26 protein-coding genes and 1 tRNA gene are annotated in these 24,222 nt (G+C 42.2%); 14 read left to right on the top strand and 13 right to left on the bottom strand.

Features of this window, described 5'->3' with window-relative positions; genetic code table 11:
- Nucleotides 1–14: 14 nt before the first annotated feature.
- The 3 genes from rpsA (at nucleotide 15) to RWS24_RS07620 (ending at nucleotide 1,850) form a co-directional block, all read left to right on the top strand.
- The gene (gene rpsA, locus RWS24_RS07630) at nucleotides 15–1,217 is read left to right on the top strand and encodes a 30S ribosomal protein S1 (protein WP_002897515.1); all 1,203 of its coding nucleotides are present in this window, start codon (nucleotides 15–17) and stop codon (nucleotides 1,215–1,217) included.
- Nucleotides 1,218–1,304: 87 nt separating this feature from the next.
- Nucleotides 1,305–1,376 (top strand) — tRNA-Arg (locus RWS24_RS07625).
- Between the two features lie 57 nt (nucleotides 1,377–1,433).
- On the top strand, nucleotides 1,434–1,850 hold the full coding sequence (locus RWS24_RS07620) for an NUDIX hydrolase (protein ID WP_268701576.1): 417 nt from the start codon (nucleotides 1,434–1,436) through the stop codon (nucleotides 1,848–1,850).
- Nucleotides 1,851–1,896: 46 nt separating this feature from the next.
- Here RWS24_RS07620 and RWS24_RS07615 read toward each other — a convergent pair whose 3' ends face one another.
- Entirely contained in the window at nucleotides 1,897–2,883 is a 987-nt protein-coding gene (locus RWS24_RS07615) for an L-lactate dehydrogenase (protein WP_002909689.1), read from the bottom strand.
- Nucleotides 2,884–3,077: 194 nt separating this feature from the next.
- Here RWS24_RS07615 and gyrA point away from each other — a divergent pair, with 194 nt between their 5' ends.
- The 3 genes from gyrA to radC all read left to right on the top strand — a co-directional run bounded on the left by gyrA (nucleotide 3,078) and on the right by radC (nucleotide 7,153).
- The gene (gyrA, locus tag RWS24_RS07610; RefSeq protein WP_314366494.1) at nucleotides 3,078–5,537 is read left to right on the top strand and encodes a DNA gyrase subunit A; all 2,460 of its coding nucleotides are present in this window, start codon (nucleotides 3,078–3,080) and stop codon (nucleotides 5,535–5,537) included.
- Between the two features lie 14 nt (nucleotides 5,538–5,551).
- A complete protein-coding gene (locus RWS24_RS07605) occupies nucleotides 5,552–6,307 on the top strand; it encodes a class A sortase (RefSeq protein WP_002918965.1) in 756 nt (251 codons plus the stop codon).
- A gap of 162 nt (nucleotides 6,308–6,469) precedes the next feature.
- Nucleotides 6,470–7,153 (top strand): DNA repair protein RadC, encoded by a 684-nt coding sequence (radC, locus tag RWS24_RS07600; RefSeq protein WP_314366491.1) that lies wholly within the window; start codon nucleotides 6,470–6,472, stop codon nucleotides 7,151–7,153.
- A gap of 68 nt (nucleotides 7,154–7,221) precedes the next feature.
- On the opposite strand, the gene RWS24_RS07595 is transcribed toward radC, so the two are convergent.
- The 7 genes from RWS24_RS07595 to RWS24_RS07565 form a co-directional block, all read right to left on the bottom strand.
- Nucleotides 7,222–7,914 (bottom strand): gamma-glutamyl-gamma-aminobutyrate hydrolase family protein, encoded by a 693-nt coding sequence (locus RWS24_RS07595; protein WP_314366490.1) that lies wholly within the window; start codon nucleotides 7,912–7,914, stop codon nucleotides 7,222–7,224.
- Nucleotides 7,915–7,938: 24 nt separating this feature from the next.
- The gene (locus RWS24_RS07590) at nucleotides 7,939–8,586 is read right to left on the bottom strand and encodes a redox-sensing transcriptional repressor Rex (RefSeq protein WP_314366488.1); all 648 of its coding nucleotides are present in this window, start codon (nucleotides 8,584–8,586) and stop codon (nucleotides 7,939–7,941) included.
- A gap of 121 nt (nucleotides 8,587–8,707) precedes the next feature.
- Entirely contained in the window at nucleotides 8,708–8,929 is a 222-nt protein-coding gene (locus RWS24_RS07585) for a DUF4649 family protein (RefSeq protein WP_002900305.1), read from the bottom strand.
- A gap of 122 nt (nucleotides 8,930–9,051) precedes the next feature.
- Nucleotides 9,052–9,399, bottom strand: a complete 348-nt coding sequence (locus tag RWS24_RS07580; protein WP_002897523.1) for a DUF1831 domain-containing protein — start codon at nucleotides 9,397–9,399, stop codon at nucleotides 9,052–9,054.
- A 1-nt stretch (nucleotide 9,400) separates the two neighbouring features.
- The gene (locus RWS24_RS07575) at nucleotides 9,401–10,513 is read right to left on the bottom strand and encodes a cysteine desulfurase family protein (RefSeq protein WP_314366484.1); all 1,113 of its coding nucleotides are present in this window, start codon (nucleotides 10,511–10,513) and stop codon (nucleotides 9,401–9,403) included.
- 10 nt (nucleotides 10,514–10,523) lie between these two features.
- Entirely contained in the window at nucleotides 10,524–11,480 is a 957-nt protein-coding gene (locus tag RWS24_RS07570; RefSeq protein ID WP_314366482.1) for a ribose-phosphate diphosphokinase, read from the bottom strand.
- Nucleotides 11,481–11,616: 136 nt separating this feature from the next.
- A complete protein-coding gene (locus RWS24_RS07565; protein ID WP_314366480.1) occupies nucleotides 11,617–12,180 on the bottom strand; it encodes a CYTH domain-containing protein in 564 nt (187 codons plus the stop codon).
- A 95-nt stretch (nucleotides 12,181–12,275) separates the two neighbouring features.
- Between RWS24_RS07565 and RWS24_RS07560 the strand changes: the two genes are divergently transcribed.
- From RWS24_RS07560 to mutY, 5 genes are all read left to right on the top strand, one after another.
- Nucleotides 12,276–12,947, top strand: coding sequence for a GTP pyrophosphokinase family protein (locus RWS24_RS07560; protein WP_314366478.1), 672 nt, complete (start codon nucleotides 12,276–12,278; stop codon nucleotides 12,945–12,947).
- Nucleotides 12,931–13,749 (top strand): NAD kinase, encoded by an 819-nt coding sequence (locus tag RWS24_RS07555; protein WP_302479835.1) that lies wholly within the window; start codon nucleotides 12,931–12,933, stop codon nucleotides 13,747–13,749. Before RWS24_RS07560 ends, RWS24_RS07555 begins: the two co-directional genes overlap by 17 nt.
- Nucleotides 13,746–14,633 carry an RluA family pseudouridine synthase gene (locus RWS24_RS07550; RefSeq protein WP_314366477.1) on the top strand — a complete coding sequence of 296 codons (888 nt, stop codon included), beginning with the start codon at nucleotides 13,746–13,748 and terminating at the stop codon, nucleotides 14,631–14,633. The genes RWS24_RS07555 and RWS24_RS07550 overlap by 4 nt, the downstream gene beginning before the upstream one ends.
- A 23-nt stretch (nucleotides 14,634–14,656) precedes the next feature.
- Nucleotides 14,657–15,634 (top strand): phosphate acetyltransferase, encoded by a 978-nt coding sequence (gene pta / locus RWS24_RS07545; protein ID WP_111675790.1) that lies wholly within the window; start codon nucleotides 14,657–14,659, stop codon nucleotides 15,632–15,634.
- A 65-nt stretch (nucleotides 15,635–15,699) separates the two neighbouring features.
- The gene (gene mutY, locus RWS24_RS07540) at nucleotides 15,700–16,860 is read left to right on the top strand and encodes an A/G-specific adenine glycosylase (protein ID WP_314366474.1); all 1,161 of its coding nucleotides are present in this window, start codon (nucleotides 15,700–15,702) and stop codon (nucleotides 16,858–16,860) included.
- Nucleotides 16,861–16,903: 43 nt separating this feature from the next.
- Here the strand turns inward: mutY and RWS24_RS07535 are convergent, their stop codons facing one another.
- The 5 genes from RWS24_RS07535 to RWS24_RS07515 all read right to left on the bottom strand — a co-directional run bounded on the left by RWS24_RS07535 (nucleotide 16,904) and on the right by RWS24_RS07515 (nucleotide 21,117).
- On the bottom strand, nucleotides 16,904–17,251 hold the full coding sequence (locus RWS24_RS07535; protein ID WP_223312948.1) for a thioredoxin: 348 nt from the start codon (nucleotides 17,249–17,251) through the stop codon (nucleotides 16,904–16,906).
- A 116-nt stretch (nucleotides 17,252–17,367) separates the two neighbouring features.
- Entirely contained in the window at nucleotides 17,368–19,086 is a 1,719-nt protein-coding gene (locus tag RWS24_RS07530) for a phospho-sugar mutase (protein WP_314366471.1), read from the bottom strand.
- Nucleotides 19,087–19,323: 237 nt separating this feature from the next.
- Nucleotides 19,324–19,887, bottom strand: coding sequence for an ECF transporter S component (locus RWS24_RS07525; protein ID WP_314366469.1), 564 nt, complete (start codon nucleotides 19,885–19,887; stop codon nucleotides 19,324–19,326).
- Nucleotides 19,871–20,422, bottom strand: coding sequence for a phosphopantothenoylcysteine decarboxylase (gene coaC / locus RWS24_RS07520; protein WP_314366467.1), 552 nt, complete (start codon nucleotides 20,420–20,422; stop codon nucleotides 19,871–19,873). The genes RWS24_RS07525 and coaC overlap by 17 nt, the downstream gene beginning before the upstream one ends.
- An 11-nt stretch (nucleotides 20,423–20,433) precedes the next feature.
- On the bottom strand, nucleotides 20,434–21,117 hold the full coding sequence (locus RWS24_RS07515) for a phosphopantothenate--cysteine ligase (protein ID WP_314366465.1): 684 nt from the start codon (nucleotides 21,115–21,117) through the stop codon (nucleotides 20,434–20,436).
- Nucleotides 21,118–21,330: 213 nt separating this feature from the next.
- Here RWS24_RS07515 and RWS24_RS07510 point away from each other — a divergent pair, with 213 nt between their 5' ends.
- The 3 genes from RWS24_RS07510 to RWS24_RS07500 all read left to right on the top strand — a co-directional run bounded on the left by RWS24_RS07510 (nucleotide 21,331) and on the right by RWS24_RS07500 (nucleotide 24,220).
- Nucleotides 21,331–23,001, top strand: coding sequence for a formate--tetrahydrofolate ligase (locus tag RWS24_RS07510; protein WP_314366463.1), 1,671 nt, complete (start codon nucleotides 21,331–21,333; stop codon nucleotides 22,999–23,001).
- 77 nt (nucleotides 23,002–23,078) lie between these two features.
- Nucleotides 23,079–23,612 carry a GNAT family N-acetyltransferase gene (locus RWS24_RS07505; RefSeq protein WP_314366462.1) on the top strand — a complete coding sequence of 178 codons (534 nt, stop codon included), beginning with the start codon at nucleotides 23,079–23,081 and terminating at the stop codon, nucleotides 23,610–23,612.
- On the top strand, nucleotides 23,609–24,220 hold the full coding sequence (locus tag RWS24_RS07500) for a DUF5052 family protein (RefSeq protein WP_314366460.1): 612 nt from the start codon (nucleotides 23,609–23,611) through the stop codon (nucleotides 24,218–24,220). Before RWS24_RS07505 ends, RWS24_RS07500 begins: the two co-directional genes overlap by 4 nt.
- The last annotated feature ends 2 nt before the right edge of the window (nucleotides 24,221–24,222 follow it).

The raw sequence follows: 24,222 nt of genomic DNA, 5'->3' as shown, positions 1-24,222 counted from the left end.
GAGGATTTTTTTAGATGAATGAATTTGAAGATTTGCTAAACAGTGTTAGCCAAGTTGAGCCAGGTGACGTCGTTACTGCTGAAGTATTGACTGTTGACGCTAACCAAGCTAATGTTGCAATCGCTGGAACTGGTGTTGAAGGTGTTTTGACTCTTCGTGAGTTGACAAACGACCGCGACGCTGATATCAACGACCTTGTAAAACCAGGTGAAACACTTGAATTGCTTGTTCTTCGTCAAGTAGTGGGTAAAGATACAGACACAGTAACTTACCTGGTATCTAAAAAACGTTTGGAAGCTCGCAAAGCTTGGGACAAATTGGTTGGTCGTGAAGAAGAAGTTGTCACTGTTAAGGGCACTCGTGCTGTTAAAGGTGGACTTTCAGTTGAGTTTGAAGGACTTCGTGGATTTATCCCTGCTTCAATGCTTGATACTCGTTTCGTTCGCAACACTGAGCGTTTTGTAGGTCAAGAGTTTGATGCTAAGATCAAAGAAGTAGATCCAAAAGAAAACCGCTTCATCCTTTCACGTCGTGAAGTTGTAGAAGCTGAAGCTGCAGCAGCACGTGCTGAAGTCTTTGGTAAGTTGAATGTTGGTGATATTGTAACTGGTAAAGTTGCTCGCATCACTAGCTTCGGTGCTTTCATTGACCTTGGCGGAGTTGACGGATTGGTTCACTTGACTGAATTGTCACATGAACGCAACGTATCACCTAAGTCTGTTGTATCAGTTGGTGATGAAATTGAAGTGAAAGTTCTTGATTTGAACGAAGAAGAAGGACGCGTATCCCTCTCTCTTAAAGCAACAACTCCTGGACCATGGGATGGCGTTGAACAAAAACTTGCTGCAGGCGATGTGATCGAAGGAACTGTAAAACGTTTGACTGATTTCGGTGCTTTCGTTGAAGTATTACCAGGAATTGATGGACTGGTTCACATTTCACAAATTTCACACAAACGTGTTGAAAGTCCTAAGGATGCTCTTAAGGTTGGTCAAGAAGTGACTGTTAAGGTTCTTGAAGTGAATGCTGCTGATGAGCGTGTATCACTTTCTATCAAGGCTCTTGAAGAACGTCCAGCTCAAGAAGAAGGACAAAAAGATGAGAAACGTCAATCACGTCCTCGTCGTCCAAAACGTCAAGAAAAACGTGACTTTGAACTTCCAGAAACTCAAACTGGATTCTCAATGGCTGATTTGTTTGGCGATATTGAATTGTAATTAGATAAAAGAAGTTGAGATTTCTCAACTTCTTTTTCTGATTTTCACTTGTATTTTCAAAGAAAATCAGTTATAATGAATTAGTTGCCACCCTTAGTGTAATGGATATCACGCAAGATTCCGGTTCTTGAGATGGGAGTTCGATTCTCTCAGGGTGGATGACTTAAAATTGGACTCTTCGGAGTCTTTTTTTGCTCTTTCTTGGAGGAAAATGCAATGACAGTAAAATTAATCGCCCATACCTTGATTGAGAAAGACAGGAAGTATTTGCTTATCAAACGCTCGAAAATAAAGCGTGGCCTTCCTAATGTTTATCCAAACTATTGGGATATTCCAGGTGGTAGTGTAGAAGAGAATGAAATGCCCAGAGAGGCAGCTCTACGTGAGGCTATGGAGGAGGTTAATCAAAAACTTCAGATTGATATGATTATTCACGAAGATAGTCAGTTTGATGCTAGCAAAGATACTGTTTTTACACGCTTAGTTTATGCGAGTAGGATTATGGAGCAGCGCGATATTATATTGGATTCAGAAGAGCATACAGACTTTGTCTGGATTTCTTCTTTGGAAGATATAGATAGCGAGCTCGTCGTACCTTATTTGCTTGAAATTTTTGCTAACAAATCCATTTAAAGCAAATAAAAAACATCCCCTTTTATCAGGAGATGTTTTTTTATAATTAGTTTTTAGATGCTTCTTGGAATTCAGGATTCTTCCATGCTTCATCAATAATTGCTTGCAATTCTTTAGCAGAAGCTTGCATTTTTTGAGTTTCAGCATCGTTCAGAGGGATGTTTACTGGACGTACGATACCGTGAGCACCAACGATAGCAGGCTGACCAATGAAGACATTTTCAACGCCATATTGGCCTTCTTGGAAGACTGACAATGGCAGTACAGCATTTTCATCGTCAAGGATAGCTTTTGTAATACGAGCCAAAGCAACCGCGATACCGTAGTAAGTTGCACCTTTTTTGTTGATGATAGAGTAAGCTGCGTCACGAACGGAGATAAAAAGATCAACCAAGTCTTGTTCGTTCAAGTCACGGTTAGCTTGCAACCATTGCTCCAATTTCACACCTGCAACGTTAGCGTGTGACCAAACCGCAAATTCAGAATCACCGTGCTCACCCATGATGTAGGCATGGACAGAACGGGCATCGATACCAATCTTTTCAGCAAGAGCTTGGCGGAAGCGAGCTGAGTCAAGTGAAGTACCTGAACCGATAACGCGTTCTTTAGGGAAGCCAGAGAATTTCCAAGTTGAGTAAGTTAAAACGTCTACTGGGTTAGCAGCAACAAGGAAGATACCGTCAAAGCCTGATTCAACGACTTGAGTTACAATAGATTTATTAATAGCTAAGTTTTTACCAACAAGGTCAAGTCGAGTTTCGCCTGGTTTTTGAGGTGCACCTGCAGTGATAACAACGAGGTCTGCATCCGCACAGTCTGCATAAGTAGCTGCGTAGATTTTCTTAGGTGAAGTGAAGGCAAGGGCATGACTAAGGTCTTCAGCATCACCGACAGCTTTTTCAAATAATTGAGGAATTTCAATGATACCAAGTTCTTGAGCAATACCTTGGGTTACAAGAGCAAATGCGTAAGATGAACCTACAGCACCGTCACCGACAAGGATGACTTTTTTATGTTGTTTAGTAGCAGTCATTTCTAAACATCTCCTTATTTTTTTAGGGAAGATTTCCCATACACATTCATTCTACCACTTTTGACATATTTTGTCACGGTCAACTTGTGTATCTAGCGATGTAAACGTTTTTACAAACGGTTCAAAATACTGAAAAATTAAAGAAAATGTGGTATAATATAGGATAGTTTAATATGAAAGAAAGGCATTTTTTAATGCAAGACAGAAACTTAGTAAATGTTAATCTGACTAGTGAAATGAAGACTAGTTTCATCGATTACGCAATGAGTGTTATCGTGGCTCGGGCACTTCCAGATGTTCGTGATGGTCTAAAGCCAGTTCACCGTCGGATTCTCTATGGTATGAATGAGCTGGGTGTGACGCCTGAGAAGCCTCACAAGAAATCAGCTCGTATCACAGGGGATGTCATGGGTAAGTATCACCCGCATGGTGACTCCTCTATTTATGAAGCGATGGTGCGGATGGCTCAATGGTGGAGCTATCGCTATATGCTCGTAGATGGCCATGGAAACTTCGGTTCTATGGACGGAGACGGGGCCGCTGCTCAACGTTATACAGAAGCACGGATGAGCAAGATTGCTCTTGAGATGCTTCGTGATATTAATAAAAACACTGTTGATTATATTGACAACTATGATGCCAGCGAGAGAGAGCCTGTAGTTCTTCCTGCTCGCTTCCCTAACTTACTTGTAAATGGTGCGACAGGGATTGCGGTTGGGATGGCGACCAATATCCCACCACATAATCTTGGTGAGTCTATTGATGCAGTTAAGCTTGTTATGGACAATTCGGAAGCAACAACTCGCGACATCATGGAAGTCCTGCCTGGACCAGATTTTCCGACAGGTGCACTGGTTATGGGCAAGTCCGGTATTCATCGGGCTTATGAAACAGGGAAAGGTTCGATTGTTCTTCGTTCTCGCACTGAAATCGAAGAGATGAAAAATGGTCGTGAGCGAATTGTCGTAACCGAGTTTCCTTACATGGTTAATAAGACTAAAGTCCATGAGCATATTGTTCGTCTGGTGCAGGAAAAACGCATTGACGGTATCACAGCTGTTCGTGATGAGTCCAACCGTGAAGGGGTCCGTTTTGTCATTGAGGTTCGTCGTGATGCCTCTGCACATGTCATTCTAAATAACCTTTTCAAGCTGACTCAGATGCAGACCAATTTCAGCTTCAATATGCTGGCTATTCAAAATGGTGTGCCGAAGATTCTGTCTCTTCGTGAGATTTTGTTGGCTTACATTGAGCACCAAAAGGAAGTGGTGACTCGACGGACGGCCTTTGATAAAGAAAAGGCGGAAGCGCGAGCTCACATCTTGGCTGGTTTGCTGATTGCATTGGATCACATTGATGAAGTGATTCGCATTATCCGTAATAGCGAGACGGACGCAGAAGCCCAAGCTGAATTGATGGCTAAGTTTGAGCTGTCTGAGCGCCAGAGTCAGGCTATCCTTGATATGCGTCTGCGTCGTCTGACTGGTTTGGAACGAGATAAGATTCAGTCAGAGTACGACGAGCTGATTGCTTTGATTGCGGACTTGGCTGATATCTTGGCTAAGCCAGAGCGCGTTATCGCTATTATAAAGGAAGAGTTAGATGAGGTCAAACGTAAATTTGCGGATGTTCGCCGAACTGAGCTGATGGTGGGAGAAGTTCTTTCTCTTGAAGATGAAGATTTGATTGAGGAAGCGGATGTTTTGATTACCCTGTCTAATAAAGGCTATATCAAACGTCTCAATCAGGCTGAATTCACTGCTCAGAAACGCGGAGGTCGCGGTGTTCAAGGAACCGGTGTCAAAGATGACGACTTTGTCAAAGAATTGGTGTCAACGAGCACCCACGATAGACTGCTCTTCTTCACCAATAAGGGCCGGGTTTATCGTCTCAAAGGATATGAAATCCCTGAGTATGGACGGACAGCTAAGGGCTTGCCTGTGGTCAATCTCTTGAAACTGGATGAAGGTGAGACTATCCAGACCATTATCAATGTTGAGCAGGACCGCAGTGATGACTCTTATCTCTTCTTTACCACTCGCCACGGAATCGTAAAACGAACCAGTGTAACAGAGTTTGACAATATCCGTCAGAACGGTCTCAAGGCTCTGAACTTGAAGGATGAAGACGAATTAATCAATGTCTTTCTGACAGACGGTGAAGCGGACGTTATCATTGGTACCAAGTTTGGTTATTCCGTTCGTTTCAATGAAACAGCTGTTCGGAGTATGAGCCGTATAGCGACTGGTGTTCGCGGAGTCAATCTTCGAGACGGTGATCAGGTTGTTGGTGCCGGTGTGATTGCTGAAGGCGATGAAGTGCTTGTCATTACTGAAAAAGGGTATGGTAAGCGGACTCTTGCAAGCGAATATCCAACTAAGGGTCGTGGTGGTAAAGGTATTAAAACGGCCAATATCACAGATAAGAACGGACCTTTGGCGGGACTGATGACTGTTACTGGCGAGGAAGATTTGATGATTATCACTAATACAGGCGTCATCATTCGGACCAGTGTGGCTAATATTTCTCAGACCGGTCGCTCGACCATGGGAGTTAAGGTCATGCGTCTGGACCAAAATGCACAGATTGTCACCTTTACAAGCGTCGAACCAGATGATAAAGAAGATGTAGCAGAGGAAGAAAACGAATCGTAAAAGAGGACCTCTATATGGTACAAGGAAAAAGAAGTCGAAAAAGAAAACAAAAAAGCAAAAGAAATATTTTTATCAATATTGTTGCGACATTATTAATTATTGTGGCTCTTGGCTTAATCTTTAATGCGCAAATCCGAAACATGATTATGGTTTGGCATACCAACCAATATCAGGTCAGCAAGGTTTCCAAAGACTCTATTAATAAAAATAAAAATGCCGAGACTAGCTTTGATTTTAATAAGGTAGAGTCGCTTTCTACAGAAGCGGTCATCAATGCTCAGTGGAAAGCCCAGCAACTGCCCGTTATCGGAGGCATCTCTATTCCAGAAGTATCCATGAATTTGCCAATCTTCAAAGGACTGGATAATGCTGGATTGTATTATGGTGCTGGTACGATGAAAGAGACCCAGCAGATGGGGCAGGGAAATTATGCCTTGGCTAGCCACCATGTCTTTGGCATCACAGGGGCTAGTAACATGCTCTTTTCCCCACTGGACCGTGCTAAGGCTGGTATGAAGATTTATATCACCGATAAAGAGCAAGTCTATACTTATGTAATCACCAGTGTTGAAACAGTAACTCCGGATCGAACGGATCTGATTGAGGATACAGAAGGTGTTACAGAGATTACTTTGGTTACTTGTGAGGATGCTGCGGCAACCAACCGGACTATTGTCAAGGGAACTTTAGAAGGCTCTGTCGAGTATGATAAGGCGCCTAAGGAAGTTCTTGAATCTTTTAGTAAGTCCTATAACCAAATGCAGATTTAAAGGTAAAAAACATTTCACTCCAAATGTTAGGAAGAACTCTAATTTTTGGAGTGTTTTTTTATCTAAAATTTATTCTGGACGAAAGATTTTCAATCTTTATTTTTTGTATCTATTCTTGCTGATTTTAACTCTTTTTCCGAATAATAAGGTAAGGAGGTTTCTATGTATAGCATTTCATTTCAAGATGATATTAGCATAATGCCACGGGAGCGTTTAATGAGAGAAGGAGCTGAAAAACTCAGTAACCAGGAGCTCCTATCAATCTTTCTCAGGACAGGCAACAAAAAAGAAACTGTTTTTCAAGTTTCTCAAAGAATTTTATCATCTATTTCCAGTCTGAACGATCTCAAGTATTTAACTTTGCAGGAATTGCAAACAATTTCTGGAATCGGTCCGATTAAGGCTGTGGAGCTGCAGGCCATTATCGAATTAGGCCGTCGAATTAACCGAGCAGAGGTTCTGCAGAAAGAGCAGATTATGGGCAGTCAAAAATTAGCCCAGAAGATGCAGCAAGAGCTAGGAGACATAAGGCAGGAATGCTTGGTTGCTATTTATCTTAATAGTCAAAATCAAATTTTGCACCAGCAGACTATTTTCATGGGGACGGTCAGCAGAAGTATTGCTGAGCCGAGAGAAATTCTCCACTACGCTCTCAAGCACCTGGCTACATCTATTATACTGGTACACAATCATCCATCAGGCTCAGTCGTCCCTAGCAGAAACGATGATGAAGTGACCCAGCATATGAAAGAAGCATGTGAGATGATGGGCTTTGTTCTTTTGGATCATTTGATTGTGTCTAAGTCCAACTACTATAGCTACCGAGAGGAGACAGATATGATATAATTTGATTTACTTGAATATAAAAAACTTCTATTCGTGTTGAAAAGAAGTTTATCTAGGAGTAGGGGTTTTTAAAGAATATTGACAACATAATCAAACAGAGCTAAGTCTCCTTCTCTGGAGCCAAACAAGAACTCTGGATGCCATTGGACGCCAAGGAAAGGACTGCCGTCAGTAGAAGTGATGGCTTCAATAATCTTATCGCGAGGATCATAGGCGATGACTTCTAGGCCAGCCGCTAAATCCTTGATACTCTGATGGTGGAAGGAGTTGATTTCAGATGCTGGTCCATAGATTTCGTGCAGAATAGAACCGTTCTTGGTCACCATGCTTTGAGTCGTGTATTCAGCAGAGCTATCTTGCCAATGATCTTCAATATCTTGATGAAGCGTACCGCCTAAGGCGACATTATAAAGTTGGGTTCCGCGGCAGACGGTGAAAATTGGTTTATTTTGACGGCGGGCTTCCTTAATTAAAGCTAATTCAAAAATGTCCCGTTTGAGTAAATAATCATCGCTTTCAATGACTTTTTCTTCCCCATAGAACTGCGGACATACATTCTGACCGCCTGTGATGATTAATTTGTCAACAACGGAAACATACCGTTTTGCCATTTCTTCATCACCAATTGGCAAAATCATTGGAATTCCGCCAACTTCTTTAACTCCCTCAACGAATCCTGTCGCCGTATAGCTCATATGGATGAAGTGATCGTCTGGGATTTCTCTTTCATTTCCGGTTATTCCAATAATTGGTTTACTCATTGAGTGTTTAATACCTCTTTCAAATTAATGTTCATTTTTTCTCATGAAGTAGAGCAGAGTCTGCAGTTCGCTAGTCAGGTCAACATACTGAACGACCACGTCCTTAGGTAGGGATAGGTTGACTGGCGAGAAGCAGAGAATGCCTTTGATACCTGCTTGAACTAAGATAGATGCAACTTCTTGGGCTTTTACGCTAGGTACAGTTAGGATGGCAGTACGCACATTTCCTGACTGTATTTTTTCTTTGATTTGGGAAATTCCATAGATAGGAATCCCATCGCTGGTTGTGCTTCCAACTTCTGGATGGTCATCTGTGTCGAAAGCCATTACAACCTTCATTTTATTACGCTCATGAAAACGATAGTGCAGCAGAGCACGCCCCATGTTACCGACGCCAACAATCATGACATTGGTGATAGCATTGTCATTCAAGAGGTCAGCAAAAAAGTTCATTAATTTCTTGACATCATAGCCAAAGCCTCTGCGGCCAAGTTCACCGAAATAAGAAAAATCTCGTCTGACGGTAGCAGAGTCAATGCCAATAGCTTCAGCGATTTGCTTGGAGTTGGCTTTCTCAATCTTCTCAGCATTAAACCGTTTAAAAATACGATAGTAGAGCGACAGTCTCTTAGCAGTTGCTCGGGGAATTGTAGTATTTTTTTCAGTTTTCACAAAATCACAACCTTTCTAATTCTATTTTATAGGAAGTTTGTGAAAAAATCAACTAATTAAGAATGTTTAATTCACTAAAAAAAAGAGTTAACGTTTAAGTTATGTTGCAGTTGCGAAGAGATTAGTCCTGATAGGGAGTTAAGTCTAACTGGTACATCTGGCGGTACAAGTCTCCAATTAGCCCTGCAAAAGGCAGCTGGTGTCCCTTATACGTAACAGAAAGCACCTTGAGCGAGTCAGGAACCGTAACGCAGCCAGAGAAGGCTAGAAGAAATTCATCGAAATCTTCATAGGTAAGTGTTCGTTTTACCTTATATGAGTCCAAATAGGTCAGTTCAACCATTGGTTAATCCTTTCTTTGGGTTCGATTAGTCATTTGATATTTTCAAGCGTTCCAAGCAGAAGTCAAGCTCGTTTAAATTTTGAAGATTCAAAACCAAAAAAGCAAAATTGCGAGAATCTTGCTTATTGTGGTGTCTTTTCAAAAATATTTCTTTCAACCAAGCTATCCATCAAGAAATAAAATTTTTGCTGGATAATGTGATGGTCTTCTGATTTGAAAATATTGACCAAGCGCAGGCCTGATTTGTCAGTGATGTTGATTTTGAAACCATTCAACTCTTTATTGACGATGATTTTCAGCAGAAAACCATTTCCGCTGTTGGGAACAGATTCCAGCAGACGTGAGAGTTCATAGTTACCAACCTTGCTTTCAGCGAATGTATTGTCGCGCAGGGTAAATTTCTTGACATTTGGGTGAAGTGAATAGGTATATTCACAGTTTGCTAAGCTAACAGATGTTTGAAAGGCCATCTTATCCTCCTAAAATTTCTTTTAATTTCTTTGTAAATGATTGAATATCTTGCAGAGTCGTCTGGTCCGAAGTACTGATCCGAATGGACTCATACAAGCGGTTGGAATCCTTGCCGTACATAGCCTGCAAAACATGACTGGGTTGTATAGCTCCGGCTGTGCAAGCTGAGCCTGTTGAAATGGAAAAGCCATTTAAATCCATTTGAAGCAGAAGCAGGTCATTTTTTTGATTGGGAAATCCCAAATTGATGACGTAAGGCAAGCTGGGCTGACTTTCATTTAAGTAAAAGTCAATGTCTGATAAGTCAGCAAGTAAGCTGTTTTTTAAGTCTTGCGCATGCGCTAGATTTTCCTCAAGATGTTCCGTGCTATCTGACAGAGCCGCCGCCATACCTGTGATAGAGATTAGATTTTCAGTTCCGGCCCGGTGTTTTTCTTCCTGGTCGCCACCGTGCATGAAATTGTCCAAATCCATCTTCTTGGCATAAAGGAAGCCAACGCCTTTGGGACCATGAAACTTATGCGCTGAAGCAGATAGAAAGTCAATCCCTAGCTCGTCAGGGTATATGGGAAGTTTACCAATTGCTTGGACAGCATCAACGTGAAAAGCAGCAGGATGTTCTTGCAGTAGTTCACCAATTTCCTTAATGGGAAGGATAGCACCAGTTTCGTTATTGACTGACATGACAGATACAAGAATAGTGTCAGGCCTAAGAGCCTTCTTAATATCCTCCGCTCGAATCTGACCATCCACCGGCTGAACAAAAGTAGCTTCGAAGCCGAATTTATCTACTAAGTACTCTACCACTTCTAAGACAGCATGGTGCTCAATAGCAGTGGTGACAATATGCTTTCCTCGGTTCTGGTGACGAAGGGCATAGCCTTTGATAGCAGTATTATTGCTTTCAGTGCCGCCTGAAGTAAAAAGAATCTTATTGCTTTGAGTATGCAAGGCTTGAGCAACATCTTCACGCGCCTGTCTGAGCAGTTTACTAGCTTCTCGACCATGGCTATGCGTACTGGAAGGATTTCCGAAGACGGTCATAGTTTTGGTCATTGCTTGGATTGCAGCGAGCGACAAAGCAGTTGTAGCGGCGTTATCTAAATAAATCACTCTGGTTACCTTATTTCTTTTGATAGGCAAAGAGCGGGCTGACTGGTCTTCTTTCTTGGATGCGGACAATGGCATCACCAATCAGTTCACTTGCTGTAATGTAGTGGAGGTTCTTAGGTGTTTTTTCTTTGGTATCAACAGAGTCTGTCACAAGTATTTCCCTGATAGGAGAATTATCCAGCAATTCCGCAGCTTTATCCGCAAAGAGACCATGACTGCATACAGCATAGATTTCGACTGCGCCTTCACGACAGACAATTTTAGCTGCTTCAGAGAAAGTCCGACCGGTATTTAAAATGTCGTCAATCAGAATAGCTTTCTTGCCTTCGACATCTCCGATAATATAGCCCTCGGAGCGACCTGCCTCGTCTTCGCCATAATCAATGATAGCGATAGGGGCATCCAGATATTCAGCCAGATTGCGGGCGCGTTTTACACCAGAGTTTTTAGGGCTGACGACAACGACATCATCGCCAGTAAGCCCCATGTTGCAGTAGTGTTTGGCAAAGAGTGGGATAGTGAAGAGGTTATCAACTGGGATATCAAAGAATCCTTGGACCTGCACGGCATGAAGATCCAGAGAAATCACACGATCTACTCCAGCTCCGACAAGCATGTTGGCAACCAGTTTAGCTGTGATTGGCTCGCGAGGGGCAGCAGTCCGATCCTGACGGGCATAACCAAAATAAGGCATCACAACATTAATCGTGTTGGCACTTGCACGCTTGCAGGCATCCACCATAATCAAGAGTTCCATCAAGTGATTATTGACAGGGAAGCTAGTAGACTGAATGATGTATATATCATAGCCACGGACACTTTCTTCAATGTTAATCTGAATCTCGCCGTCCGAGAATTGGCGGGAGGAAAGTTTTCCCAAAGGAACCCCAGCAGCCTCAGCGATTTTTTCAGCTATGGAATGATTGGAGTTGAGGGAAAAAAGCTTCATATTTTTTTTATCTGACATGAGTTGGACCGTCCTCTTTTTGTGTCATTTCTATAATCTAATGCTCCATGAAATTTAGATTTCAATAGTCTTTAGATTGCTACCTTTTATTTTACCAAAAAAATTAGATTATTTCAGCTATTTTGTGGTCGTTGATTTACAAGTTTTCAGAAAATCTTGCTATCTTGCTCTTACCAGGTTTGTAGTCGATCTTGTGCTGTTTTAGGAAGTTGAGGAAATTTTCTTTTCCTTTTTCGAAATCTTCAACTTCGACTTCGAGTTCGAAGTCTTTTTTGTCCAAGTAGTGACTCTCATCCAGAGCAAGGAGGCCAATTTCGTCTTCTTTTTCATAGCGGATAGTCTCTAGAGAGCCAAGAATCTTCAAGTCTTGGATAGGAATTTCTTTTTGAAGCAGTGATTCTAAAATCTCTCCCGTAGGAAATTCATTGTTCTGCAAAATATTTTCAGTTTCTTCTGGTGTCAGGTTCTGATTAAGTTCCAAGGCTCCGACTTCTTGAGGAATCTTGAGCGTCAGCTCAGCTTCGCGATGGTTAAAAGTTCGTACTCGAAAAGCCATATGTGCGTGTCGAATACTTTGCTGATCTGAATCGATGTAGTGGTTGGTTTGGCTAATAGGCGAAATATCAGCAAAAAACTGGAGCAGACGGTCGTGCTCTTCTTTGGTCAGCATGGTTTTGAATTCAATTTCTAAGTGATTCATTTTCATATCCTTTTCTTTTTTTTGAAAGCGATTTATGTTATAATAACAGTTGTGTTTATTTTATACAAAAAATAATGATATGACAAGGTAAGTGTATGACAATAGAATGGGAAGAGTTTTTAGACCCCTATATTCAAGCGGTTGGAGAGCTGAAAATTAAGCTTCGTGGGGTGCGAAAGCAATACCGCAAGCAGCAGCGTCATTCCCCGATTGAGTTTGTGACCGGGCGTGTCAAGCCGATTGAGAGCATTAAAGAAAAGATGGTTCTTCGAGGTATTCGAGAGGAAAATATCGAGCAGGAGATGCAGGATATCGCTGGCTTACGGGTCATGGTACAGTTTGTTGATGATGTGGATGAAGTTTTAGAAGTCCTGCGAAACCGGACCGATATGCGGATTATTCAGGAGCGGGATTATATAAAAAACAAAAAAGCCAGTGGCTATCGGAGCTACCATGTGATTATAGAGTATCCAGTTGATACGATTAATGGTCATAGGCTTATTCTGGCTGAGATTCAGATTCGCACCCTTTCGATGAATTTTTGGGCTACGATTGAGCATTCTTTGAATTACAAGTATAAAGGAGAATTTCCCGAGGAGATCAAATGTCGCTTGGAAACGACAGCTAATCTTGCCTATCAGCTGGATGAGGAGATGGGAGAAATCCGTGATGCTATCCAGGAGGCGCAGGCTCTCTTTGATCCTCTTCACCGCAAGTTAAATGACGGTGTGGGAAATAGTGATGATACAGATGAAGAATACAGATAAAAAAATAGCGATTATCCGCAATCGGAAAAGACAGAGTGAACAAGTCTATCAGGATTTGAAGCAGAAGCTTAAACAAAATGGCTTTATTTTAACTCCTAAGAATCCCGACATCGTGATTTCGGTGGGTGGTGACGGCATGCTGCTATCAGCTTTTCATATGTATGAAGAACAGCTGGATCGGGTCCGCTTTGTCGGTGTGCATACAGGGCATCTCGGCTTTTATACAGACTACCGTGATTTTGAATTGGATAAGCTTGTCGAAAACCTTAAATTGGATACGGGTGCTCAGGTTTCTTATCCAATTTTAAATGTGAAAATCACTTTTGAAAATGGTGATACACGCACCATTCGTGCTTTGAACGAAGCAACAATCAAGCGTTCGGATCGGACTATGGTAGCTGATGTCATTATCAATCGGGTTCATTTCGAGCGTTTCCGAGGGGATGGAATTTCCGTTTCTACTCCGACAGGCAGTACAGCCTATAACAAATCTCTAGGTGGAGCGGTATTGCATCCAACAATCGAAGCCTTGCAGGTGACAGAAATTGCCAGTCTCAACAATCGGGTTTATCGGACTTTAGGATCTTCGGTCATTGTTCCCAAAAAAGATAAGATTGAATTAGTGCCGACCCGCAGTGACTATCACACTATTGCGGTTGACAATCAAACTTTCTCTTTCAAAAATATTGTCCGTATTGAGTATCAGATTGACAATCATAAGATACATTTTGTGGCTTCACCAAGCCATACCAGCTTTTGGAATCGTGTCAGAGACTCCTTTATTGGAGAGTGCCGGGAATGAGGTTTGAGTTTATTGCTGATGAGCATGTCAAGGTAAAGACCTTTTTAAAACGGCACGAAATTTCCAAAGGCCTCTTGGCAAAGATAAAATTTTCCGGCGGAAACATTCTTGTCAACCATCAGCCTCAGAACGCTATTTATCTCTTGGATATTGGCGATAAAGTGACGATTGACATTCCTTCTGAAAAAGGATTTGAGAGTCTGAAAGCTGTTGATAAGGACTTGTCTGTCGTCTACGAGGATGAGCATTTCTTGGTTTTGGATAAACCGGCAGGGGTGGCTAGTATTCCCAGTGTTAATCATTCCAATACTATGGCTAATTTCGTCAAGGCTTACTATATTCGTCAGGGCTATGAAAACCAGCAGGTGCATATCGTGACGCGTCTGGATAAGGATACAAGTGGGCTCATGCTCTTTGCCAAGCATGGCTATGCTCATGCCAGATTGGACAAACAGTTGCAGAAGAAGCTGATAGAAAAGCGCTATTACGCTCTAGTTCGGGGGACTGGTGACTTAGAAGAGCAAGGTGAGATTATTGCTCCGATTGGACGCAACCCTGAGAGTATCATTACGAGGCGCGTGACAGAGGATGGCAAGTATGCCCATACCAGTTACAAGGTCATAGAGCGATTTGGAGATGTCTATCTGGTGGATATTCATCTGCATACTGGGCGGACTCATCAAATCCGCGTTCATTTTTCACATATTGGCTTTCCGCTTTTGGGTGACGACCTTTATGGAGGGAGTTTGGAACACGGAATAGAGCGCCAAGCTTTACATTGTCATTCTTTGAAATTTTATAACCCTTTTAGCGGACAGGAAGTTGAGCGTGCCAGTCCTTTGCCAGAAGATTTTAAACAAGTTATTGAGAAATTAAAAGATTAAGAGATAAAGGAGTTTTAAGAAACATGAAAATTTTTGATTCAATTCGTGAAGCTTTGAAAGATAAGGAAGTAAAAATTGTCTTGCCGGAGGGTGAAGAGCCACGGATTTTGCAAGCAACTAAACGTTTGGTGAAAGAAACTGATATTACACCAGTTCTTTTGGGTAATCCTGATAAAATCCGTATTTATCTAGAAATTGAGGGAGTAAAAGAAGGATATCAGGTTATTGATCCTTCAAACTGTTCTTGCTTTGAGGAACTGGTAGAAGCATTCGTTGAGCGTCGAAAAGGGAAAATCACTGCAGATGAAGCACGTCAGTTGCTCAAGGAAGATGTCAACTACTTTGGGGTCATGTTGGTTTATCTTGGCAAGGTTCAAGGGATGGTTTCAGGAGCAATCCACTCTACAGCAGCGACTGTTCGGCCAGCTCTTCAAATCATCAAGACCCTGCCTTGGGTCTCTCGTACTTCAGGTGCCTTCCTCATGGTGCGTGATGACGAACGCTATATTTTCAGTGACTGTGCCATCAATATCGATCCAGATGCCAATATCTTGGCGGAGATTGCTGTTAACTCAGCTTTGACAGCACAAATTTTCGGTATCGATCCAAAAGTTGCTATGCTCAGCTATTCGACCAAGGGTTCTGGTTTTGGAGAGAAAGTTGATAAGGTAGTAGAGGCAACTAAGCTAGCTCAGGAAATGCGTCCAGACTTGGCTATTGATGGTGAATTGCAGTTTGATGCAGCTTTCGTTCCTGCAACAGCGGAGCTGAAAGCACCTGGCAGCCCTGTGGCTGGTCAAGCGACTGTCTTTGTCTTTCCAAGTATCGAGGCAGGGAATATCAGCTACAAAATGGCAGAGCGTTTGGGTGGCTTTTCAGCGGTAGGTCCTATCTTGCAAGGACTAAACCACCCAGTTAATGACCTTTCTCGAGGCTGTAATGCGGATGACGTATACAAGCTGACTTTGATTACAGCCAGTCAGGCTGTTGGTCATTATTAAACGATAGGAAGCGATTGGAGGGCATAAGCTCTTCAATTTTTCTTGCCTTATGCTATACTAGATTTATGTTAGATTTGAAAGAATACGGAATTGAGATGTGGGAGGCAGATAAAATTGCCTCTTTTCGCGAGAAATTATTAACCTGGTATGATGAAAACAAACGCGACCTTCCTTGGCGCAGAACAAATAATCCTTATCATATTTGGGTTTCTGAGATTATGCTGCAGCAGACCAGAGTTGATACGGTGATTCCTTACTATGAACGTTTCCTTGACTGGTTTCCGACTGTAGCTGATTTAGCTCAGGCGCCAGAGGATAGACTGCTCAAGGCTTGGGAAGGTTTGGGCTATTACTCGCGGGTGCGAAATATGCAAAAAGCGGCTCAGCAGATAATGACGGATTTCGATGGAGAATTTCCTAATAGCTATGAAGGAATTGCTAGCCTCAAAGGGATTGGACCTTATACGGCTGGTGCTATTGCTAGTATTGCCTTTGGACTAGCTGAGCCTGCGGTGGATGGCAATGTTATGCGGGTGCTGAGTCGATTGTTTGAAGTGGATCTAGATATTGGTCAACCCAGCAATCGTAAGGTTTTTCAGGCTATGATGGAGGTTCTGATTGATCCAGGCAGACCCGGAGATTTCAATCAGGCACTGATGGATTTGGGGTCAGATATCGAAGCTCCTGTTAATCCTCATCCAGAAGACAGCCCTGTAAAAGAGTTCAGCGCAGCTTATTTGCACGGAACTATGGATAAATATCCAATCAAAGCACCTAAAAAGAAGCCAGTTCCAGTCTATCTGCAAGGCCTGATTATCGAAAACGAACAGGGACAGTTCTTGCTTGAAAAGAATGAGGCCGCAGGCTTATTATCAGGTTTTTGGCATTTTCCCTTGATTGAAATTGAGGAATTTCAAATTGAAAATCAGATGTCCTTGTTTGAGGTGGCTGAAAATCAGCCCAGTCTGGACTTGTCTCCTCAAGAAAGCTTTGAGCAGGATTATGATTTGATTGTTGATTGGCAGCAGCAGTCCTTTTCAAAAGTACAGCATATCTTCAGCCATCGTAAGTGGCATATTCAGCTAGCTTATGGACGAGTCAAAGATAGCCAACACGCAGCTGATGGAGAGGTCTTGTGGCTTCACCCAGAAGATTTTAGCAATTACCCCTTTGCCAAACCCCAGCAAAAGATGTGGGAGGCTTTTCAGGAAGCTAGAAATGAATAAAAAATCTGAGACTAATTTGGTCTCAGATTTTTTTGAATCAATTTTACAAGTTTGCAAAAGCTTTAATTTCATCTGCAGTCATAGAAGAATCACAACGAACAGATACTTGGCCGTCTTGAACATGAACAAAACCAGGAACTGTCGGAATGCTGTATTCAGAGCGGAAGGCTTGCAGTTTCTCTAATTCGCTGGCTTCTTCGCTATTGATAAAGAAAATATGTGCCTTGGTATCAGCGACAACGCCAGCAAGAGTAGCAGCGAATTTTCGACAGTAAGGGCAAGTTTTGCGACCAACGAAGAAAGTTGCAGTCTCTTTGTCAGCAATTGCTTGACGAGCGCGGTCAACAGTTGCGACTTCCAAGTCTTTAATATTTTGAGCAAATTGTTCCATAAATCATCCTCATTTCTTTTGATAAAACTAGTATGCCATAAAAAGCAGAAAAATGCTTGATTTGGAAACGAAAAACCAGAGAATGTGAAATTCATCCTCTGGTTGATAGTGTTTTTTTACTTGATAAAGGCATTAATCTCTGCTTCAATAGCAGTAATTTTTGCTTGAGCGTCTTCATTACTGTCACCAACAACGGCAATGTAGAACTTGATTTTTGGTTCTGTTCCGGATGGACGAACAGCAATCCATGAACCGTCAGCCAAGGTGTATTTCAGCACGTCGCTTGGAGGAGTCGTCAGAGCTGTAACAGTACCGTCTGCGGCGGTAGAAGTCTGAGCCTTAAAGTCTTCAGTAACAGAAATAGCAGTAGCGTTGAATTCTTTCGGAGCATTGTCACGGAACTTAGCCATGATAGCCTTGATTTGCTCAGCTCCATCAACACCAGACAAGGTCACAGAGATAGTCTTTTCGGCAAAGTAACCATACTCTTTGTAGATTTCTTCAATACCGTCAGCCAAGGTCAAGCCACGTGAGCGGTAGTAGGCAGCAAGCTCAGCCACAACCAAAACAGCTTGGATAGCATCTTTATCACGTACAAATGGCTTAATCAGATAGCCGAAGCTTTCTTCAAATCCCATCATGTAGGTGTGGTTGTGTTTTTCTTCGAATTCTTGAATCTTTTCAGCGATAAATTTGAAACCAGTCAAGACATTGAACATGGTTGCGCCATAGCTTTCAGCAATCTTAGTCACCAAGTCAGTAGAAACGATAGACTTGCAGAGAGCTGCGTTAGCTGGCAGAGTTCCAGCACTCTTATGAGCTTCCAGGATGTACTTAGCCATGATAGCCCCGATTTGGTTACCTGAAAGGTTGAGGTAGCTTCCGTCTTTTTGCAGAACTTCTACACCGACACGGTCAGCATCTGGGTCAGTTGCGACCAAGACATCTGCACCAACCTTACGACCTAATTCCTCAGCTAAGGCAAAGGCTGCTTGGCTTTCAGGGTTTGGAGACTTAACAGTAGAGAAGTCTGGATCAGCTACAGCTTGAGCTTCAACAACTTCTACAGAATCAAATCCTGCTTGAGCCAAAGCGCGACGAGCCAACATTTCACCAGTACCGTGCAGTGGAGTATAGACAATCTTCATGTCCTTGCCGTATTCATCAATCAGTTTTTGGTTGATATTGACATCTTTAACTTCCTTGAGGTATTCAGCATCAATAGCATCGCCAATCACTTCAATCAAACCAGAAGCTTTTTCAGCTTCAATGTCAGCTACCTCAATAGCAAAAGGATTTTCAATCGCACGGATGTAGTCAGTCAATGCATCCGCATCATGCGGAGGCATTTGTCCACCATCTTCACCATATACCTTGTAGCCGTTAAATGGAGCAGGGTTGTGGCTGGCTGTAATCATGATACCAGCAAAAGTTCCTAAATGACGTACCGCAAATGAAAGTTCTGGAGTTGGGCGCAGACTTTCAAAGACATAGGACTTGATGTCGTGCTTAGCTAAAACAGCAGCAGATTCAAAGGCAAATTCTGGTGAAAAATGACGGGAGTCGTAAGCAATCGCAACACCGCGTTTTTTGAACTCATCACCTTTTTCTTCAATCAAGCGAGCCAAACCTTCGGTTGCCTGACGGACAACATAAATATTAATACGGTTGGTACCAGCGCCAATCAAACCACGCATACCAGCAGTACCAAACTCAAGATTGGTGTAAAAGGCATCTTCCTTAGTTTTTTCGTCCATACTATTCAAGTCTTCACGAAGATAGTCAGGAAGTTCAGCGTAATCAAGCCATTTTTTGAAGTTATCTTGATAAGTCATAGGTGGAGTCTCCTTTATTTTTGAAATGAAGAGATGGAAATTTTAGTAAAAAATCCTACTCTTAAATTTTCTTAATCGCTTTCATTGTAGCATATTTTCATTAATTTTGAAAGAGGTTACCTAGAAAACGATGAAATACTTTTCAAGGCATTCTTTCAGGGATTTCAGAATGGTATTGCAGAATTGCTAGCCTAAAAAAGACCAAAGCATTGCTTGGTCCAGAAAACTAAATCATCATCATTTTTGCGCTTTTTCAAGTGCAGGGATGATAGTTGCTGTCAAAACCGCAGAAATGATTAACTCGGCAATGGAATTTGCTGATAGAATCACAGCTAGAAGTGCTTTGATATCTCCTTGATATACATTTGCAAAGAGAAAGAAAATACCTCCCAAGACAAAAATGGTATTGGTGACAGAACCTACGGAACCTGCTACAATCAAGCCAGCCTTATTTTTCATAGCTTTATATACGAAATAAGGAGTAATACCGATGAGAATGCGAGGCACCATGGCAACAAGAAGCGAAGAAAGGCTTCCGTTTGGCACAAAAGGGCTAAAGAGATAACTGGTTGGTAGCAACACCAAGGTATTTGTGACAACGCTGATACATCCCATAAGGCCACCTAGAACAGCTCCGACTTTAGGGCCATAGAGGATACTGGCGATAATCACTGGAATGTGAATAATCGTAGGTTTAATCGGTACTGGAAGTAAGTTGAAAATGACTGAGCTGAGCAGGTGCAGTACCAACATAATGGCAAAGAAAATAGCAATTTGAGCAATTTTAGATTGTTTTTTCATAAATAAGTTCCTTTACTGTATCAATAATTGTATCAATTTCAGCTAGAGCACCTGTCCCCTGATCGCCACAGGCTAGAACAGCTTCGCGCGGTTGGATAATCTTCCATCCAAAAAGCTGCAGACGCTCCAAATTGTGCTGAGTTAGTGGATTTTCAAACATCTTAGTGTTCATAGCTGGAGCCAAAACTTTCTTCGTATGAGGCGGCAGAGCCAGGGCAGTAGCAGTCACCATATTGTCAGCTAAACCATTGGCTAGTTTAGCGATGGTATTAGCTGTTGCAGGCGCAAGCAGAAAGAGGTCAGACTCTTTAGCGATGTCAATGTGATTGACCTTGCTAGGGTCAGGTTCTTGCATAATATCAATTGCAACTGGTCTTTGTGACAAGACCTGCAGGGTCAGCGGTGTGATAAATTCTGTTGCAGCATCTGTCATGAGGACAGCAACTTCAAAGTTTTCTTTCTTTAGACGGCTGGTGATGTCAGCAGCTTTGTAAGCTGATATGCTGCCACTGACGGCTAAGGTAATCTGTGTCATCATTTACCTCCTTATGGACTATGGATATGCAGGTAGAGGAGCTGAGCAATTTCTTCTTTGGATTGAGCTCGAGTTACAGTATCATTTCTGACAAGATAGGCTTTGTGCATATGGTTAGAAATATCTGTCAAATCATTGACGACAATGATTTCTGCCTGATTTTTTATGAGGCTGGTCCTTGCTGTTTCAAGCAACTCTTCCTTAGAAACGTCAACTAGAAGTTTGAAGCCAATCAAGCGAATCTCTGGATTCCATTTTTTTACCAGGTTGATGATTTTCGGTGTCTTTTTGAGAAAAAGAACTTGAACATCATCCTGAGAAGAAATCTTGCTTTCTGAGTTAGTCTTATTCAGAAATTCAGCCATATCAGAGCTAGCAGCTACAGCTTCCAAACCAGTCATATAGACGGGGGTGTAGTCTGAGACAGCCATTGCATGAATCAGTACATCATGTGTGTGAACGAGCGGCTCCAGGGTTTCAAGCAGTTCTGCAACATTTTCAATTAAGATAATAGTAAGATTGGGATGAGCTTTAGGACGGACAGCTTTGGGAGTCGTCACCAGAGTCACCTGATCGCCCTTGTCTAGGAAAGTTTCAGCTATGATTTTGCCAAGCCGTCCCGTCGAATGATTGGTAATAGAGCGGACACGGTCGATTTTCTCGCTGGTCCCGCCAGAAGTAATCAATATGTTCATAGCCTTATTTTACAAGAAAAAAGAAATTTAGTAAAATAATTCTAATTACAGAGTGTCACAGCGGAGAAGTGACTCTAAAATCTTATAGTTTAGAGGACAAAAATTTCCAAGTTCTTCGTTTTTCCCGAACATTAAAATATTTTTAGAGCTTAATCATGTTGATTTTGCTCTTTTTTGTTATAATCTTTATATTAATTGATAGAGGAGTTCTTGATGAAAACAGATATTGTAATTGCTCAAAGTGTTGAATTGCAGTCTATTGTGGATGTGGTGAAAAAAGTCGGCATCGACTATGACGACTTAGAACTATATGGTAAGTACAAGGCTAAGCTAAGCTTTGATAAAATTCGTGAGGTTGAAAAAAATCCTGTTGGGAAACTGATTTTGGTAACGGCTATCAATCCGACGCCTGCTGGAGAAGGCAAGTCTACCATTACCATTGGACTGGCTGACGCACTCAATAAAATTGGCAAGAAAACTATGATTGCTATCCGGGAACCATCTCTGGGGCCTGTGATGGGCATCAAGGGAGGAGCAGCTGGCGGAGGTTACGCGCAGGTCTTACCTATGGAAGATATTAACTTGCATTTTACTGGCGATATGCACGCCATTACGACTGCTAATAATGCCCTGTCAGCTCTTATCGATAATCATCTTCATCAGGGAAATGCACTGGGAATCGATCAGCGTCGTATTATCTGGAAGCGGGTGGTTGACCTAAATGACCGAGCTCTTCGCCATGTGACCGTTGGCTTAGGAAGTCCTGTCAATGGTATTCCGCGGGAAGATGGTTTTGACATTACGGTTGCTTCTGAAATTATGGCGATTCTTTGCCTAGCTACGGATATTGAAGATTTGAAAAGGCGCTTGGCTAACATTGTCATCGGTTATCGTTATGACCGCTCACCAGTCTATGTTCGTGACCTTGAGGTCGAAGGTGCCTTGGCTTTGGTCTTGAAAGATGCGATTAAGCCAAATCTGGTTCAGACTATTTACGGGACACCAGCCTTTGTTCATGGCGGGCCTTTTGCCAATATCGCCCATGGCTGTAACTCTGTTTTGGCGACTAGCACAGCGCTACGCTTGGCTGATTATACGGTGACAGAAGCAGGATTTGGTGCGGACCTTGGTGCTGAGAAATTCTTGGATATTAAAACTCCAAACTTACCGACTTCTCCAGATGCAGTCGTAATTGTTGCAACCTTGCGCGCCCTCAAGATGAATGGTGGAGTAGCTAAGGATGCACTTACAGAAGAAAATGTTGAGGCAGTCAGAGCTGGCTTTGCTAATCTCAAGCGGCACGTTGAAAATATCCGTAAGTTCGGTATTCCAGTAGTAGTGGCCATCAATGAATTTGTCTCTGACACGGAGGCTGAAATTGCTACGCTTAAGGAACTTTGTGCAGAAATCGGAGTACCGGTTGAGCTTGCTAGTGTATGGGCTGATGGCGCTCAAGGTGGTGTAGCTCTAGCTGAAACTGTTGTCAAAACTATTGACGAAAAACCAGCGCATTACACTCGCCTCTATGACAATGATTCATCTATTGAAGAAAAAATAGAGAAAATTGTCAGAGAAATCTATCGTGGTTCAAAGGTGAACTTTGAGAAAAAAGCGCAGACTCAGATTCGGGAAATTGTCAAAAACGGCTGGGACAAGCTGCCAATCTGTATGGCCAAAACACAGTATAGCTTCTCTGACAATCCTGCAGCTCTTGGTGCGCCAGAAAACTTCGAAATTACCATTCGTGAACTAGTACCAAAACTTGGAGCAGGCTTTATCGTGGCTTTGACAGGAGATGTCATGACCATGCCAGGATTGCCAAAACGACCTGCAGCACTCAATATGGATGTAGCGGCAGACGGCACAGCGATTGGTCTATTTTGATCTTGGTCTAAAAGGCTCTTTACGAGTCTTTTTTTGGTATAATAGTGAAAATAATGAGAATAGAATATGGAGTCAAAATGAACATTAGATTAGCAACACCATCAGACACTGCGACCTTGCTTGATATTTACGCGCCTTATGTAGAGAATACAGCCATCACTTTTGAATATGAAATACCGACCATTGAGGATTTTGCAAATAGGATTGAGAAAACATTGGAAAAATATCCTTATCTGGTAGCGGAGGAAGATGGTTTAATTTTAGGTTATGCCTATGCTTCGACTTATTATGCGCGTGCAGCCTATGATTGGGCGGTGGAATTGTCCGTCTATGTCAGTCAAGATGCTAGAGGAAAAGGAGTCGGCAGTAAGCTTTATGATGAACTTGAAGACCTGTTAGATCAGATGGGATATATGCATTTTCTAGCCTGTATTTCTTTGCCAAACGAAGCTAGTCTGGCTTTGCATCGAAAAAGTGGCTACCAGCAGGTGGCACATTTCCCTAAAATTGGCTATAAATTCGAGCGTTGGCATGACATTGTTTGGCTGCAAAAGTCCTTAGACAAGCAAGCTGGCCCCATCAAACTTTTAAAAGAAATGGAGTGGAAATGATGAAAAAGAAACATTTATTAATAACTCTTCTAAGTATTGGTCTTTTGACCTTGACCGGCTGTCAGTCCGTTGAAAATTGGTTCAAAAATGCCAAAGAGGAATGGTTGGGGTTGGAGATGACGGTTCGCACCTATGATGAAAATTCCCAGCTTATTGACCAAATGTCGGGTAAGTCCCTATCAATCTCTCGTAACGAGGAGTTTGATTCAGTTGATGCGGAAGGAAATTCAAAGGAAGATTCATCTGTGCTCAAAATTACTTTGGGTAAGTATGAGATTGACCATGTGGGCTCTTCCTTAATAGCAGAAGAAAAAGGCTTGAAAGATGTCTTTGCTCAATATCAAAAGACTGCAGATGTTGAGGAGAATAGCCATTCAGTTCCCGTTTTAAATCGCATGATTTCAGCCTTTAAAAACGACTTTACCGGAAAGAAAAAGGTCATTTTGATTCGCTCTCAAAACGGCACTCCGTTGGCTGCCTATGCTGGCGACCGTGTCTCTCTTGATAAGTCAGATGCTCCTAAAACTTCTGAATTGCTGATTGATGGCAAGCGTCTTGTGATTTATCGCTGTGACTACACTATTTATGACCGTGAATTGCTGGAGTAAGC

The organism is uncultured Streptococcus sp. (assembly GCF_963528215.1).
GTDB lineage: Bacteria > Bacillota > Bacilli > Lactobacillales > Streptococcaceae > Streptococcus.
Note: the sequence above shows the minus strand (reverse complement) of the source record. Positions and strands in the feature narration are given on the sequence as shown.

Coding starts and splice junctions, on each gene's coding strand:
- rpsA (WP_002897515.1), top strand. CDS start 15: ATGAATGAATTTGAAGATTTGCTAAACAGTGTTAGCCAAGTTGAGCCA.
- RWS24_RS07620 (WP_268701576.1), top strand. CDS start 1,434: ATGACAGTAAAATTAATCGCCCATACCTTGATTGAGAAAGACAGGAAG.
- RWS24_RS07615 (WP_002909689.1), bottom strand. CDS start 2,883: ATGACTGCTACTAAACAACATAAAAAAGTCATCCTTGTCGGTGACGGT.
- gyrA (WP_314366494.1), top strand. CDS start 3,078: ATGCAAGACAGAAACTTAGTAAATGTTAATCTGACTAGTGAAATGAAG.
- RWS24_RS07605 (WP_002918965.1), top strand. CDS start 5,552: ATGGTACAAGGAAAAAGAAGTCGAAAAAGAAAACAAAAAAGCAAAAGA.
- radC (WP_314366491.1), top strand. CDS start 6,470: ATGTATAGCATTTCATTTCAAGATGATATTAGCATAATGCCACGGGAG.
- RWS24_RS07595 (WP_314366490.1), bottom strand. CDS start 7,914: ATGAGTAAACCAATTATTGGAATAACCGGAAATGAAAGAGAAATCCCA.
- RWS24_RS07585 (WP_002900305.1), bottom strand. CDS start 8,929: ATGGTTGAACTGACCTATTTGGACTCATATAAGGTAAAACGAACACTT.
- RWS24_RS07580 (WP_002897523.1), bottom strand. CDS start 9,399: ATGGCCTTTCAAACATCTGTTAGCTTAGCAAACTGTGAATATACCTAT.
- RWS24_RS07570 (WP_314366482.1), bottom strand. CDS start 11,480: ATGTCAGATAAAAAAAATATGAAGCTTTTTTCCCTCAACTCCAATCAT.
- RWS24_RS07565 (WP_314366480.1), bottom strand. CDS start 12,180: ATGAATCACTTAGAAATTGAATTCAAAACCATGCTGACCAAAGAAGAG.
- RWS24_RS07560 (WP_314366478.1), top strand. CDS start 12,276: ATGACAATAGAATGGGAAGAGTTTTTAGACCCCTATATTCAAGCGGTT.
- RWS24_RS07555 (WP_302479835.1), top strand. CDS start 12,931: ATGAAGAATACAGATAAAAAAATAGCGATTATCCGCAATCGGAAAAGA.
- RWS24_RS07550 (WP_314366477.1), top strand. CDS start 13,746: ATGAGGTTTGAGTTTATTGCTGATGAGCATGTCAAGGTAAAGACCTTT.
- pta (WP_111675790.1), top strand. CDS start 14,657: ATGAAAATTTTTGATTCAATTCGTGAAGCTTTGAAAGATAAGGAAGTA.
- mutY (WP_314366474.1), top strand. CDS start 15,700: ATGTTAGATTTGAAAGAATACGGAATTGAGATGTGGGAGGCAGATAAA.
- RWS24_RS07535 (WP_223312948.1), bottom strand. CDS start 17,251: ATGGAACAATTTGCTCAAAATATTAAAGACTTGGAAGTCGCAACTGTT.
- RWS24_RS07530 (WP_314366471.1), bottom strand. CDS start 19,086: ATGACTTATCAAGATAACTTCAAAAAATGGCTTGATTACGCTGAACTT.
- RWS24_RS07525 (WP_314366469.1), bottom strand. CDS start 19,887: ATGAAAAAACAATCTAAAATTGCTCAAATTGCTATTTTCTTTGCCATT.
- coaC (WP_314366467.1), bottom strand. CDS start 20,422: ATGACACAGATTACCTTAGCCGTCAGTGGCAGCATATCAGCTTACAAA.
- RWS24_RS07515 (WP_314366465.1), bottom strand. CDS start 21,117: ATGAACATATTGATTACTTCTGGCGGGACCAGCGAGAAAATCGACCGT.
- RWS24_RS07510 (WP_314366463.1), top strand. CDS start 21,331: ATGAAAACAGATATTGTAATTGCTCAAAGTGTTGAATTGCAGTCTATT.
- RWS24_RS07505 (WP_314366462.1), top strand. CDS start 23,079: ATGAACATTAGATTAGCAACACCATCAGACACTGCGACCTTGCTTGAT.
- RWS24_RS07500 (WP_314366460.1), top strand. CDS start 23,609: ATGATGAAAAAGAAACATTTATTAATAACTCTTCTAAGTATTGGTCTT.